At 68.5% G+C, this 14172-nt stretch carries 12 protein-coding genes; 6 read left to right on the top strand and 6 right to left on the bottom strand.

Translation table 11 applies throughout. From position 1 onward, the window contains the following. Positions 1–175 precede the first annotated feature (175 nt). A complete protein-coding gene (locus tag IPN47_25820; protein ID MBK9411399.1) occupies positions 176–1504 on the top strand; it encodes an amino acid permease in 1329 nt (442 codons plus the stop codon). A 3-nt stretch (positions 1505–1507) separates the two neighbouring features. Here IPN47_25820 and IPN47_25815 read toward each other — a convergent pair whose 3' ends face one another. The 3 genes from IPN47_25815 to IPN47_25805 form a co-directional block, all read right to left on the bottom strand. Further along, entirely contained in the window at positions 1508–2017 is a 510-nt protein-coding gene (locus IPN47_25815) for a GNAT family N-acetyltransferase (GenBank protein MBK9411398.1), read from the bottom strand. Between the two features lie 137 nt (positions 2018–2154). Beyond that, entirely contained in the window at positions 2155–3099 is a 945-nt protein-coding gene (locus tag IPN47_25810) for a DUF533 domain-containing protein (GenBank protein MBK9411397.1), read from the bottom strand. Positions 3100–3151: 52 nt separating this feature from the next. After that, complete coding sequence (locus IPN47_25805; GenBank protein MBK9411396.1) at positions 3152–4519, bottom strand: M28 family metallopeptidase; 1368 nt, start codon at positions 4517–4519, stop codon at positions 3152–3154. Between the two features lie 238 nt (positions 4520–4757). Here IPN47_25805 and IPN47_25800 point away from each other — a divergent pair, with 238 nt between their 5' ends. After that, positions 4758–6833, top strand: coding sequence for a S9 family peptidase (locus IPN47_25800; protein ID MBK9411395.1), 2076 nt, complete (start codon positions 4758–4760; stop codon positions 6831–6833). 135 nt (positions 6834–6968) lie between these two features. Beyond that, entirely contained in the window at positions 6969–8237 is a 1269-nt protein-coding gene (locus tag IPN47_25795) for an alpha-L-fucosidase (GenBank protein MBK9411394.1), read from the top strand. A gap of 36 nt (positions 8238–8273) precedes the next feature. On the opposite strand, the gene IPN47_25790 is transcribed toward IPN47_25795, so the two are convergent. Genes IPN47_25790 through IPN47_25780 form a run of 3 tightly spaced genes read right to left on the bottom strand, consistent with a single transcriptional unit; the run spans position 8274 to position 11305 of the window. Beyond that, entirely contained in the window at positions 8274–9296 is a 1023-nt protein-coding gene (locus tag IPN47_25790) for a serine hydrolase (GenBank protein ID MBK9411393.1), read from the bottom strand. A gap of 16 nt (positions 9297–9312) precedes the next feature. Continuing rightward, complete coding sequence (locus IPN47_25785; protein MBK9411392.1) at positions 9313–10878, bottom strand: AMP-binding protein; 1566 nt, start codon at positions 10876–10878, stop codon at positions 9313–9315. A gap of 10 nt (positions 10879–10888) precedes the next feature. Then, positions 10889–11305, bottom strand: coding sequence for a hypothetical protein (locus IPN47_25780; GenBank protein MBK9411391.1), 417 nt, complete (start codon positions 11303–11305; stop codon positions 10889–10891). Between the two features lie 390 nt (positions 11306–11695). Here IPN47_25780 and IPN47_25775 point away from each other — a divergent pair, with 390 nt between their 5' ends. The 3 genes from IPN47_25775 to IPN47_25765 all read left to right on the top strand — a co-directional run bounded on the left by IPN47_25775 (position 11696) and on the right by IPN47_25765 (position 14162). Further along, positions 11696–11884 (top strand): hypothetical protein, encoded by a 189-nt coding sequence (locus tag IPN47_25775; GenBank protein MBK9411390.1) that lies wholly within the window; start codon positions 11696–11698, stop codon positions 11882–11884. A gap of 53 nt (positions 11885–11937) precedes the next feature. After that, positions 11938–13212 carry a hypothetical protein gene (locus IPN47_25770; protein ID MBK9411389.1) on the top strand — a complete coding sequence of 425 codons (1275 nt, stop codon included), beginning with the start codon at positions 11938–11940 and terminating at the stop codon, positions 13210–13212. Between the two features lie 155 nt (positions 13213–13367). Continuing rightward, a complete protein-coding gene (locus IPN47_25765) occupies positions 13368–14162 on the top strand; it encodes an intradiol ring-cleavage dioxygenase (protein ID MBK9411388.1) in 795 nt (264 codons plus the stop codon). Positions 14163–14172: the final 10 nt, after the last annotated feature.

The raw sequence follows: 14172 nt of genomic DNA, 5'->3' as shown, positions 1-14172 counted from the left end.
CGGCCACTCCTGTCCGCCGGTCGTCGGCGGCGAGGGTGCCCCACCTGCGGCGGATCGTCGGCGCCCCGCGCCGGGGAGGCGCCATCGACCAACGGTGAGCTGGCCTGTAGTATTGCCCCCCGCCCGCCTCGCGCCGAGGGGTGGCATGATGGGAACGTCCCCACGGAGCGCAGCGATGACGGAACGCGGGCTCGTACGGAGCCTGGGACTGCTGCAGGCGGTTGCGCTCAACATGAGCAACATCGTCGGCGTCGGCCCCTTCATCACCATCCCGCTGATCATCGCCGCGATGGGTGGGCCGCAGTGCATGCTCGGCTGGCTCCTGGGGGCGATCCTCGCCCTCTCCGATGGGCTGGTCTGGAGTGAGCTCTCGGCGGCGATCCCCGAGACCGGGGGGACGTATGCCTACCTCAAGGAGGCGTTCCGCGGGACGGCGCTGGGCGGGGTGCTCCCGTTCCTCTTCATTTGGCAGTTTGTCCTGAGTGGCCCGCTGGAGATCGCATCGGGGTACATCGGCTTTGCGCAGTACGCCGGCTATTTCTGGCAGGGGATGGGGGCCACGGGGGCGCGCCTCACGTGCGTGGCGGTCGGATTGCTCACGATCGCCCTCATTTACCGGCGCATCGGGGCGGTGGGGAAGCTGATGGTGGTGCTCTGGTCGGGGATGCTGGTGACGGTGCTGGCGGTGATCGTGAGCGGGTTGTCCAACTTCGATGCCCGGCTTGCCTTCGACTTTCCGCCGGATGCCTTCACCTTCTCGCTGGGCTTTGCGGCGGGGCTGGGGTCGGCGATGCTCATCGCGATGTATGACTTCATGGGCTACTACGACGTGTGCTACGTGGCCGGCGAGGTGCGCGAGCCGCAGCGGGTGATCCCGCGAGCGATCCTCATCTCGGTGGTGGCGGTGTCGGTGCTGTACGCGCTGATGAACCTCAGCATCATCGCCGTGGTCCCATGGCGCGAGGCGATGCAGTCGTCGTACATCGTGACCGACTTCATGCAGCGGCTGTACGGCCCGCGCGCGGCGTCGGTCGTCACGCTGCTGGTGCTATGGACGGCGCTGGCCTCGGTGCTGGCGTTGCTGCTGGGCTACAGTCGCATCGCCTACGCGGCGGCGTCCAAGGGGGACTTCTTCCGCATCTTTGCCAGGGTGCACCCCGAGGGACAGTTCCCGCACGTCGCGGTGCTGGTGCTGGGCGGGCTGTCGATCGCCTTCTCGTTCTTCACGTTAGGCGACGTGATCTCGGCGCTGCTCACGTCGCGCATCGTGGTGCAGTTCATGGGGCAGGTGGCGGCGCTGCACCTGCTGCGGCGGCGCCCCGGCTTCGTGCTCCCGTTCCGGATGTGGCTCTATCCCCTGCCGTCGATCATTGCGCTGGTGGGGTGGAGCTACGTCTTCTCGACGAGCGGGTGGCGCTTTGCCGCCTTCGGCATGGCGACGTTGGCGCTGGGGGTGCTGGCGTATTTCGTGCGCGCGCGCACGCTCCCGCCGCCGCAGGGCTAGTCGTCAGGCGGTGTCGTCGCGCGCCAGGTCGTTCCGCGCCGGGTCGTTGCGTGCGACGTCGTCGCGTGTGAGGTCGAAGCGATAGACGTTGGTCTCGCGACGGGCGAAGCCGAGCCGTTGGTAGAGGCGGTTGGCGCTCTCGCGCGACGGGTTCGAGGTGAGGTCGACCGATCGTGCCCCGTGCTCTCGCGCGAGCCTGAGTGCGACGCGCGTGAGCGCGTCGCCGACGCCGGCACCGCGCGAGGCGGTGTCGACCACGACGTCCTCGATGGTCACGCGCAACCCCGTGGGAATGCGCAGGTGCGTGAGCGTGAGTGCGCCGACGATGCGTCCGTCACGCCTCGCGTCGCGGGCCACCAGGAGCGTGGTCCCGGGGGCGCGCACCATCGCTTGCAGCTGCGCCTCGTCGGGGACGCCGGCACTGGGCGCGAGTTGTGGGACCAGGCGCGCGAAGGCGTCGACGACTTCGGGGGTGACGCCGGTGACGACGGCGATCTCGATCGTGTCGTGCATGCGAGGGGTCGTGAGACGGCGCGGCGTGGACGCCGCCAATACTCACCCAATCTCGGAGCTGCGCGCGCCGCAGGGAATGCACACGGGCAAGGAGCCTTCGTCGCGCTCGTGTCCCCGCGGTCGCGCCGCCAACCTGCCTACCGCATCAATCCCCCGAGCAGCGAGTCCAGGCTGCTCCCCGCCGCCAGCTCGCGAATGCGACGCTCCGCGCGCGGAAAGACGGTGTTCGCCTCACCCTGGAAGCGCGTGAACAGCGCCTTGAGGTCGGTCGTGCTCAGCGTGCGTCCCTGCGCGTAGTACTGCTCCGCCGCGTGCCCGAGCGCGTAGGTCGTGGCGAAGGTGACGGCGACCCCGGCCGCTGCGCCGGTGGCCGAGCCTAACAAGCCGCCGAGCAGGCCACGTCCCACGCTGCCCAACACGCCGCGCACGATCCCTTCCATCAGGTGTCCCGCGGCACCGATCCCGAACACCGCCGCCAGGTCCTTGGCCTGTGACATGTCGAACTGTTGCCCATGGCGCTGGCCAATCTGGTAGACCATCCGGAGTTGCAGCGGGAGGATCGCCATCCCCGAGAAGCGGTGCGGGAGCAGCTCCGCCGCGCCAGCGAGCATCGCCTGGTCGAGGATGAAGGTGTCCAGGTCGCCGTTGGCGCTCCCTGTGGGAGCGGTGGAGACTGCCTGGGCCGCCGCCCCCAAGGTGGCGGCCGCCTCGGGCGAGGGCGCGACAGCGCCGAGTTCGCGCGACAGCGCCGAGAGGAAGGCCGATTCCTGCGCGTTCGGCGTGCCGTCCGCATGGCAGACGGCGGCGGCGACGTCATATGCCGCGATGCGGGCCTCGTCGCTCGTGAGCGCGTGGGCGAGCTGCGCCACGTCGCCGCTCCCGGTCATCACCCCGAGCAGTCGCGGATCGTCGCCCGAGAGTCCCAGGTGCTCGGCGGCGGAGATGATGCTGACGCGCTCTTCCTGACCCAGCGTACCGTCGGCGTTGGCGGCGAGGGCAGCGATGGCGATGATGGTGTGGGCGTCCTGCGGATTCATGGCGGCGGCGCGGGCGGCGTGTGCAGGGTGGTGACGCGTGGTCACGGAATCTACGGATTCCGTGGGCCACGCGTGTCAGGGCCCCCCCTCCACCCCGCTACCTGGACATCTTGACCCGCTGCATGGGTCGGTTGGGCGAGACGAAGGCGCTCACGAGGCTCTCGTTGCCATCGGCGCCGACCGCTGCCACGCCAAAGACGTAGTCGTCGATCGAGACGTTGGGGAGCACGAACTGCGTGACGTTGCCCACCACCTGCGCGCGCTGCCAATCGTTGGCCCACGCGTCGCGCCAGTAGATCTTGTAGGCGACCGCACCGGGCGAGGCGTTCCACTTGAGGTCGGCGTCGTAGCCCGACTGTCCACGCCCGATGAGTGCCTGGCCGCGCTCGCTGGTGACCACGGGGGCGGAAGGGGCGAGCGCTACCGAGGCGGCGCCGGCGGCGTTGACTCGCGCGTTCTGCGCCAGATAGGTGAAGTCCATCCCCTCGATCTTGTCATCGCCGGAGTGCTGGCGGCGATAGTTCTCGTTGGCCTCGCGAAAGACGACGGCGGGGAAGTTGTTGGCGGTGAACGACGAGTGATCGCTGCCGCGCCCGAATCGATCCTCGCGCGCCATGAGGCGAATGGTGTGCGAGGGGACGTAGACCCCGGCGATGCGCGCGATGTAGCGCGCCAGCGACCGCGACATCGAATCCTCGGGGCCAAGCGAGTAGATCTTCACGCTCTCGGCGTCGATGATCCCGTTGCCACCGAGCGACGAGCCGACGATGTCGTTGTTGAAGTTGGCCTCGACCACCCCCTTGGCGTCGGCCAGTGCCGTGGCGTGCGCCATGGAGCCGATGAGCCCCTGCTCCTCGCCGGCCCAGGCGATGAAGACGAGCGTCGCGTCGAAGTCGAGCCCACTCTCGGCGAAGACGCGGGCCAGTTCGATGGTGAGGGCGGTGCCGCTCCCGTCGTCGTTGGCCCCGGGGGCGTCGACATCATGGTTAGGCGCGGGCTGCTGGCCTGGCGTGGACGGTCGCACCCCGGCCATCGCGGCGCGCAGGTTCACCGTGTCGTAGTGGCCGCTGATGTACACGCGACGCGGCGAGCGTCCGGGGAGGACGGCGACGACGTTGACCAGTTCCACGTCGCGGGTGATGCGCCCTTGCTGGGCGATCGGGTGCCGGTCGAAGGCGACCTGCAGCTTGGGCGACGAGCGCGTGAACTCCTCGTGGATCCAGCGGCGCGCCGCGCCGATGCCTCGTGTGGTGGAGACGGTGTCGGAAAGCGTGGAGCGTGTCCCGAACGACTCGAGCTTGGCGACGATCGCGCGCAGGCGTTCGGCCGAGACGGCGGCGACCAGCTTCTGGATGCGCGGATCGGCGTCGGGGCGCGGAGTTCCCTGCGCCTGCGTCTGCGCGGGGAGGGCGAGCGAGAGGAGGGCGAGGGCGAGGAGCGCGAGGGGGCGACGCGAGCAATGCATGGGGGCGGAGACGGAGGGACGTGGGGCCACGGAGAAGAACGCGCGCCCTCCGGAAGCTGCTGACGACGCGGGTGTGGGGGAACGCGGGCGCGATCGAGTATCTCCCCGAACGCCGTGGCGCGCTACCGCGCGCGCCTCGTCTCCGGACATTCCTCTGGCGGTCGCCCCCGGATCGGGAGCACGTTTCCATCGGCAGACGCCCGCCATTCCCGCGACCTCCTTCTCCCCGGCTCTCGTGATGCGCACTCCTTCAGCGTGGACGATCCCCGTCGTCCTCTTCGTACTCGCCGCGCCGATGTCTCCATTCGCGCCCGCGCTCCAGGCGCAGGCCAGGCCGCTGTCAGCGAGCGACATGTTCACGATCGAGACGGCGTCCGATCCCCAGATCTCGCCCGACGGATTGTGGGTGGCGTACGTGCGCAACTGGAGCGACGCGATCACCGACAAGCGGTACAGCAACATCTGGTTGGTGAAGAGCGACGGCACGGGGCATCGCCCGGTGACGTCGGGGAAGACGCACGACGCTTCGCCGCGTTGGTCGCCCGACGGGACGCGCCTCGCATACACCTCGGACAAGGGCGGAAGCGGGCAGTTGTACGTGCGGTGGAACGACACGGGGGAATCGATCGCGTTGACGAATGGGGCGATCCCGCCGGCGGGACCCACCTGGTCGCCCGACGGCAAGTTGATCGCCTTCACGCAGTTTGTCCCCAAGGCGCCGTTAGTTGTGGGGACGCCGCTGGCGCCGCCGCCAGGCGCCACGTGGGCGCCGCCCCCCAAGTACACCGACGCGCTGGTGTTCCGCTTTGACGGCGTGGGCGAGGTGCCGGTCGGCTTCACCCACATCTTCGTGGTGCGCGCGGACGGCGGGGCGCCGCGCCAGTTGTCCAAGGGGGACTTCAACCACGGTGGTGTCTTCGGCGGTGGCGGCGTGGTCTGGACCCCCGACGGCACCGAGTTGATCGCCGCGGCGCGCCGGCGCGAGAAGGCCGACGAGGAGCTGCTGGAGAGCGACATCTTCGCCTTTGCGGTCGCCGACGGCGCCATGCGCCAACTGACGGACCGAAACGGTCCCGACGGCGAACCGGCCGTTTCACCTGACGGGAAGCTCATCGCCTACACCGGCTTCGACGAGCGTTACCAGGGATACCAGAACGCGCTGCTCTACGTGATGAATCGCGACGGGTCAGGCAAGCGCGCGCTCTCGACGAAGCTGGACAACTCGGTGGGGTCGCCGACCTGGAGCGCCGATGGGAAGGGGATCTACGTGCAGTATGACGACAAGGGCGACACCAAGGTGGGGCTCTTTGCGCTCGACGGGTCGTGGCGCGTGGTGGCGAGCCACCTGGGGAGCGGGATGATGGCCTACTCCGGCGGCAGCTACTCGGTGGCGCGTAACGGGAGCGTGGCGTACACGCTGTCGACGCCGTCGATTCCGTCCAACGTGGCGGTGGTGGGGAGTGGCGCGTCGGCAACGCCGGTGTCGGTGACGTCGCTCAACGTCGAACTCCTGGCCACGCGCACGCTGGGCGCGGTGGAAGAGATCTGGTACGAGTCGTCGAAGGACAAGCGCAAGATCCAGGGGTGGATCATCAAGCCGCCGGGCTTCGATGCGAAGAAGAAGTACCCGCTCATTCTCGAGATCCACGGCGGCCCCTTTGCCAACTACGGCGCGCGCTTCGATGACGAGAAGCAGATCATGGCGGCCAACGGCTTCGTCGTGCTGTACACCAATCCGCGCGGGAGCACGAGCTACGGCGAGGAGTTCGGCAACCTGATCCATCATGCCTATCCGGGCGACGACTTCTTCGACCTCAACTCGGGGGTCGATGCGGTGATCGCCAAGGGATACATCGACGAGAAGAACCTCTTCGTCACCGGCGGGAGCGGCGGCGGCGTGCTCACGGCCTGGATGATCGGCCACACCGATCGTTTCCGCGCGGCGCTGGCCTTCTACCCGGTCATCAACTGGGAGTCGTTCTCGCTCACCGCCGACATGGCCCCGCTCTCGGTGAAGAACTGGTTCCCCGGGATGCCGTGGGACCACAAGGACAACTACGACAAGCGCTCGCTGCTGAGCGTGGTGAAGAACGTGAAGACGCCGACGCTGATCATGACCGGCGAGGAGGACTTCCGCACGCCGATGTCGGAGAGCGAGCAGTACTACAAGGCGCTCAAGATGAGTGGCGTGGAGGCAGTGCTGGTGCGCGTCCCCGGGGAGCCGCACGGCATCCGGCGCTTTCCGAGCCACGCCGCGTCCAAACTGACGACGCTGGCGGGCTGGTTCGAGAAGCACCGCGCGCCGGTGCAGTGACCACCGCCGAGCGCCAGTCATGAGGGTATCGTGACGATGGATCGCCGGGACTTTCTCGCCTTGGGCGCGGCCGGACTTGCCGGTCACGCCCTGCGCCCGTCATGGCTGGTGCCCGCCGATGTTGCACCTGCCGGAGTGCCTGCCTCGACAACGGCCAACCGGATGCAGTGGTGGCGCGACGCCCGCTTCGGGATGTTTGTCCACTTGGGGCTCTACTCCGTTCCGGGCGGCGAGTGGAAGGGGAAGTTCGTGGGCTCGCACGAGTGGATGCGCAACAACGCCAAGGTGCCGCACGAGGAGTACATTCGCCTGGCCGACAGCTGGAATCCGACGGCGCTCGACGTCGACGGCATCGTGCGCATGGCCAAGGCGGCGGGGCAGCAGTACGTGGTGGTCACCACCAAGCACCACGAGGGCTTCTCGCTCTGGCCGAGTGCGGTGAGCGAATACGACGTGATGGCGACGCCCTACCGGCGCGACATCATGCGGCAGTTTGCCGACGCGTGTCGCCGCCACGGCCTCAAGCTCGGCTGGTACTACTCCATCATGGACTGGTATCACCCCGACTACCTCCCGCGCCGCGACTGGGAGCAGCGCGACGCCACCGGGGCCGACTTCGCGCGCTACGTGCGCTTCATGCACGCGCAGCTGCGCGAACTGCTCACGCAGTACGGCGAGATCAGCGTGCTCTGGTTCGACGGGCAGTGGGAGCCGACCTGGAGTCACGCCCTCGCCAAGGAGACGGTCGCCCTCTGCCGCACGCTGCAACCCAACGTCATCATCAACAACCGCGTCGACGTGGCCGCCGCTGGCGGCGATGACCGCACGCGTGGCGACGGCAACGTGGGCGACTACAGCACGCCGGAGTTGGAGGTTCCCGCGCGCGGCCTCCCCGGGCAGGACTGGGAGTCGTGCATGACCATGAACGACAACTGGGGCTACGCCAAGGACGACGACAACTGGAAGTCGCCGGCGAAGCTGATCGGTCTCCTGGTCGAGACGGCGAGCAAGGGAGGCAACCTCCTCCTCAACATCGGCCCCATGGGCGATGGGCGCGTCCCCCAGCCAAGCGTTGACGGGCTGTCGGCGATGGGGAAGTGGATGGCGGTGAATGGCGACGCGATCTACAAGAGCACGACGTCGCTGGTCGACTCGCCTGCCTGCCGTACGACGACGCAGGGGCGATACATCAACGTCTTCGTCGAGCGCTGGCGTCCCGGAGAGCTGGTGCTCCCCGGGATCTACCAGACGGCGCGACGTGCGTGGCTGCTCGCCGACGAGAGCGTCGCCGTCCGTACGGCGGAGAGCGATGACGGGCTCGTGCTCACGCTCCCCGAGCGTGCTCCCGATGCGATCTGCTCCGTCGTGCGCGTGGACTTCGGGCGGGACGTAGCGCCCGCGTAGGACACAACGTTCACCGGTTCACCCAACCGGGCGGCGCTACTTCCAGGTATCGACCACCCGCTCGGCGATCCGCCCCAGCGTCGACTCCAATTCGAAGAAGTCGCCGGTGTTCTGGTTGGTGAAGACGCTCACGATCGACGGACCGCCCGGGTAGAAGACGATCCCCACATCGTTGCCGGCGATCGGCGGCCAGTCGCCGGTCTTGTGCGCCACCGAGGCGCGGAACTGGATGCGCTGCGGGAGGCGCGAGGCGTAGAACTGTCGGCGCAGCATCCCGACCATCACCTCGCTCGACAGCTTCGACGCGTACTTCGCGTTGAGGATCCCCTCCAGCATCGTCGCCATCTCGCGGGCGGTCGTGCGCCCGAGCCAGCGCGTCGAGTCGCCCTCGAGCGTGAAGCTGCGCCGCGACGATTCCGCGTCGCTGGGGAAGCCGCGATCGTACACCTCGCGATCGGTCATCGAGGCGTGCTTGGCATCGGCACGGATCCAGACCTCGCGAAAGAGATCGCCGGCGGTGCGGTTGAGCCGAGTCTCGCGGAAGCCCAGCTCGGCCAGCATCGCGTTCACCCGGGCCAGCCCCACGGTGCGGATCATGATGTCCGTCGCCGTGTTGTCGCTGGTGATGATCATCTGCTCGATGAGGTCGCGATACGTGGGGCTCACGCCGACGTCAAAGGTCTGCAGCAGCCCGCTCCCTCGGCGCAGGTCCTCGGGGCGGATGGTGTAGCGCTCGCCCAGCTTGAGCTTCCCCGCCTCGGCGTCGCGGAAGGCGAGGATCATCACCGGGATCTTGATCACGCTGAGCGTGTTCATCGGGACGTCGGCGCGCAGCTCGACCGTCTTGCCCGATGCGAGGTGCTTGGCGTAGATCGAGCTCCGGGCCTGCAGCCCGTTGAGTTCTCGCGTCACGAACCCCTGGAGGTCGCCCGATTGCGCGCCGGCAGTTGCAACGGGGACGCCCACCACGAGCGCGGCGAGCGGAAAGACGGCAGTGCGGGCGAGACGGGCGATCGTCATGACGGTCCGGGGATAGGGGACGTCGAACTTCAGGGACAAGCTGCAGCGCGCGTCGCTACCCAGCCATCGCGCGCCGCTTCAATTCAACCTTGTCGACCTTGCCGATGGGGAGCAGGGGCAACGAATCGCACAGGATGAAGGCCTTCGGGAGCTTGTAGTTGGCGAGGCGCTCACGGCAGTACGCCTCGAGGGCCTCACTCGACGTCCCCTCGCGCGCCACGACGAACGCGACCCCGACCTCCTGCCAGAGCGGATCGGGGCGACTCACGACCGCGGCCATGATCACGTCGGGGTGCGAGTGGATCGCATCCTCGACTTCGCGCGGGTAGACGTTGTAGCCACCCGACTTGTACATCTCCTTGAGCCGCCCCACCAGGCGATAGCGCCCATCGGCGCGCTGCTCGGCGACGTCGCCGGTGCGGAACCAGCCGTCGGCGGTGAAGGCCTGGGCCGTCGCCTCGGGGCGGCGCCAGTAGCCGAGGAGGTTGTAGATCGAGCGCGTCTGCACTTCGCCGGCGTGGCCTGGCGGGACCACCACGCCGTCGTCGCCCATGAGCCGGATCTCGACCCCGTCAAAGGCGACGCCGACGGTATTGGCGAGGATGTCGAGGTCGTCGGTGGGGGTCACGATCGTGATCGCGCTGGTCGTCTCCGTCATGCCGTAGTTGGTCGCCAGGCGCGGGCAGATCTCCCGCAGGCGCTGGATGACTTCCACCGGCATCGCCGCCCCCTCCCAGAGGATCAGCTCGATCCCCGACAGGTCGTAGGTGTCGAAGTTGGGGAGGGCGAGTTGCATCTGGAAGACGGTCGGCACCGATCCCAGGCAGTTGATGCGCTCCTTCACCGTGAGGTCGAGCGCCCCCTCGGGTGAGAACTGCTCCATGAAGACGATGCATCCCCCCGCAGCGAGCGTGGGGCTGGAGAGGTCGATGACGCAGCCGATGTGATTGATCGGGAGGTAGTTGAGGAAACGCTGGTTCTCGAGCGGCCAGGCGCGGTTCTGCGCCAGCGAGAACGCGATGATCCCCTCGTGATGCAGCAACGCCCCCTTGGGCTGTCCGGTGGAGCCGGAGGTGTACACCAGGAGGCACGCCTCCCGACCGCCGCAGCCGGCGCGCGCGGCGTCGAGCGACTCGTCAGGCACGCTGGCGCCGGCCGCGATGAAGTCGGTAAGTCGCTCGCCCTCGGCCGTTGCGGCTGCATCGCCCAACGAGACCACGCGCGTGATGGACGGCGCCGCCGCTCGCATCGCCGCGATCTCGTCATCGTAGCGCCGTCCCCCGAACTCGGTGCGGGCAAAGAGGAGCGACGGCTCGGCGTCGCCCACCAGGTACTTCAGCTCATCGGTACGATAGCGTGGGTTGAGTCCCAACCAGATCGCGCCGATGGAGACGCTGGCGAGGAAGGTGATCCAGAAGTCGGCGTTGGGAGGGGAGAGCGTGGCAACCCGATCGCCCTTCCGGATGCCCGCGGCGAGGAGTGCGCGCGCCACCGACTCCACCTGGCGGTGCAGCTCGGCGTAGGTGAGGCGCGTATCGCCCTGAACGGCCGCTTCTGCGTCGGGGGTGCGGGCCGCGTACCATGCGACGAAGTCGCTGACCCTCGTGAAGGCCTGGTCCATGGTGCGTCGTTTACCCCTGCTCCGGAGGGACCCAGACCGTCAGCCACTCGGCCACCAGCGCCGGGCGGTCGCTCCCTTCGATCTCGACGGTGGCCGCGAACTTGACGATGCTGCGTTCCTTGGCGTCGGGCTTCACCTCGGCCACGCGAAAGGTCCCGCGAATGCGCGATCCCACTCGGACCGGCGAGACGAGGCGCAGTCGGTCGAAGCCATAGTTGAGATAGTAGCCGTGCGCCGGATCGTGGCGGCGCGGGTCGGTCCCCAGCACGTCGTGCAGCAGGTGCGTGAGCAGCGACATGGTGAGGAAACCAAAGGCGATCGTCCCGTTGAACGGTCCGTTGGCCGCCCACTCCGGGTCGACGTGCATCGGATCGGGGTCGCGCGTGGCCTCACCGAACTCCGAGATCATCAGCTGGGAGACGGTCACCCAGGAAGAAGAGCCGAGGTCCCTCCCGGCGACGAACGCGGTCGGAAGGGAAGGGTGTGGCGTGGTATCGGACACGGATGGGCGGTGTGCGTGAGTAGGAACGTGCAGGGCGGTAAACGTGACGCCGTTGCGGCGCGTCGGCAATGACGCGCCTCGCAGTCCACTCCAGGCCAGCGCGCGCACGACGACCACAGGCCAACGCCCATTGGTCGGCGCTGGAGACCGGGGCACGCGTGACGATTCGCGCGCAAGCTCCTCACGCGAAGCCCGGGGGCGCGTGGCTCCCGCGACGGCATTGGTTCGTGCCGGCCGGCCCTCTTCGAGAGATTCTCCCATGAATCGACGTGCGTTTCTCGTGGCTACCTCGGCCCCGATCGGCGCGAGTGCCAGTTGGAGAATGCGGCGGAGGAGCGTTTCATCATCGACTGGCATCCCGAGTACGACAACGTGCTGATTGCCGGCGGCGGCTCGGGGCATGCTTTCACGCATGGGCCGGTGCTTGGTGAGTACGTGGCCTCGCGCACGGTGGGGGGAGCAACCGACCCGGCGTTTGATCAGATGGTGCGATTGGCGCCCTGAGGCGATATTCGCGCCCGGCTTCCTCGCGACTCCCCCTCGCCCCTCGCGCCGTCGTGCCGACCGAGTCTCCTGCCTCCCGCTCGCGCTTCCCCTGGATCGCGACGGCCGTCGCCGTGGTCCTGCTCGCCCTCCTCGCGATCGCATTCGGTGGTGCGCGCGACGTGCAGGAGGAACCGCCGCGTCTCGCGGGCGAACTCTGGCGCGCGGGGACGAACGAGGCGCCGCTCCTCGTGTACATCACGATGGAGGAGCGCACGCGTGCCGTGCCGATCATCGGGGGCTCGAGCGCGTTTCGGTACCAACCCTACGCGCGCTTCGAGCTCGTGGTGCGACGGATCCCCAGCGGGGAGCTCGTGCAGGTCCAGCGACTCGCCGATCGCCGGGACTACACCGACGAAAAGGCGCCGGCCATTCTCGGCGTCGTGGGCGACCTGCTGTGGGTCTGGCGCGATTCGCTCGAGGGGTATCATCTGCCTAACCTGGCGTTGCAGGTCACGCCATCGATGCTCGTCCCGACCGCCCTGGCCACACGCGAGATGCTCCCGGTCGAGGCCAAGGGATACCGCATGGCGGGGACGCTTGGCACGCTCGTGGCGCGCGGGCGCGATGCCCGGTTGTACCGCATCGACGCCGCGCCACCCTCGCTCGCCACGCTCGACCCGTCCGCGCTCCCGCCGACCAACAACTCCACGCGCGTCGAGGATCGCTTTGACTACCTCATCCCGCCGCAGCGTTCGTGGAACACCACGTCGCCCGGCACGGTGATGCAGAAGTCGTTTCTCACCCGCACCGGCCTCTGGTACGCGCTCCTGTCGGAGTCGGAGCGGGAGGGGGTCTCGCGTTGGCCGAGCGGGGAGGATCGCCCCTTCGGCCAAGTCGCGCGCATGCTGCATCGCGCGCCGTACACGCTCGATGGTCGTGGGCAACCCGAGATTCGCGTCGACGCTGTGCAGCCGGTTGGCGTCGAGCGGCTGATCCAGGCGGGCTTCGTGATTCGTTATGCGGGAGCCGTGTGGGACGTGGCCGATCCCAGCTCGTCGCTGGTGCTGGCCAAGTCGCGCCTCGGGGAGGCGGAGCCGTGGGAGCTGCTGCGACTCACGAGGGATGGGCGTGTCCTCTGGCGTACGTCGATCGGGATGTCGACGACCTGGGCGTTCCTCGACCTCGCGTCGCAGCTCGCCTTCTACGGTCCCATCCCGGAGCGTTCGCCGGGCGACCGGCGCGAGCAGGTCGTCTGGATCGACGAGCGGTCGGGGGCGCGCCACACCCTGGTGCTGGGGACCGGCGAACTTGCAGCCGATCCGCCAGCCGGCGGCGCTGGCCGCTGACGCGGGCGGTACGTCCTGCGCCGCGCGCGGTCGTTGCCCGAGCGTAGGGGGCGTGCGCCTCGCAGGTGTCGACGCTGTGTACCGCGACCGTGACCCGATGCGACCCCTCTCGCGCCGGTGACCGTCGCCCGGCAGGAGGGAGAGGGTCCGACTCGATGGCGCACAACGACTTTGGCGGATTGCACGACGACTTGCGGCTGACGGACGCCTCGTTGCGCCGTCGCGCCCTCCTTCGCCTGGCACTCGGCGCCGGCGCCATGCACCTGCTGGGGTGCAGCAAGGATCCCGCCGGACTCGACGACGAGGGGACCCCGGGCAACGGCTCGTGCAGCACGATCCCCTCCGAGACGGCCGGGCCGTATCCCGGTGACGGATCCAATGGTCCCAACGTGCTCGGGCAGTCCGGGGTAGTGCGAAGCGACATCCGCTCCAGCTTCGCAGGCCTGAGCGGGACCGCGGTCGGCATTCCGCTGGTAGTCACCCTCACGCTCGTGTCGCAGTCCAACGGCTGCGCCCCGCTGCCCGGACGCGCGATCTACCTGTGGCATTGCGACCGCGCCGGGCTCTACTCGCTCTACTCGGCCGGGGCCACGAGCCAGAACTACCTGCGCGGTGTGCAGCAGACCAACGCGCAGGGGGAGGTCACCTTCACCACGATCTTCCCGGGATGCTATGCGGGGCGATGGCCCCACATGCACTTCGAGGTCTATCAGAGCCTGGCGACCGCCACCAGCGCCGGGAACAAGATCGCGACCTCGCAGTTGGCGATTCCCAAGGCGGCGTGCGACGCGGTGTACGCCACCACCGGCTACGCCAGCAGCCTCACCAACCTGTCGCAGGTGTCGCTGGCCTCCGACAATGTCTTCGCCGACGGCGCCTCGTTGCAACTGGCGACCATGGGCGGGAACGTGGTGAGCGGCTACACCGCCGCGTTGCAGGTGTCGATCTAGCCTTCGACCG

This window comes from Gemmatimonadota bacterium (assembly GCA_016719105.1).
Lineage (GTDB): Bacteria > Gemmatimonadota > Gemmatimonadetes > Gemmatimonadales > Gemmatimonadaceae > SCN-70-22.
Note: the sequence above shows the minus strand (reverse complement) of the source record. Positions and strands in the feature narration are given on the sequence as shown.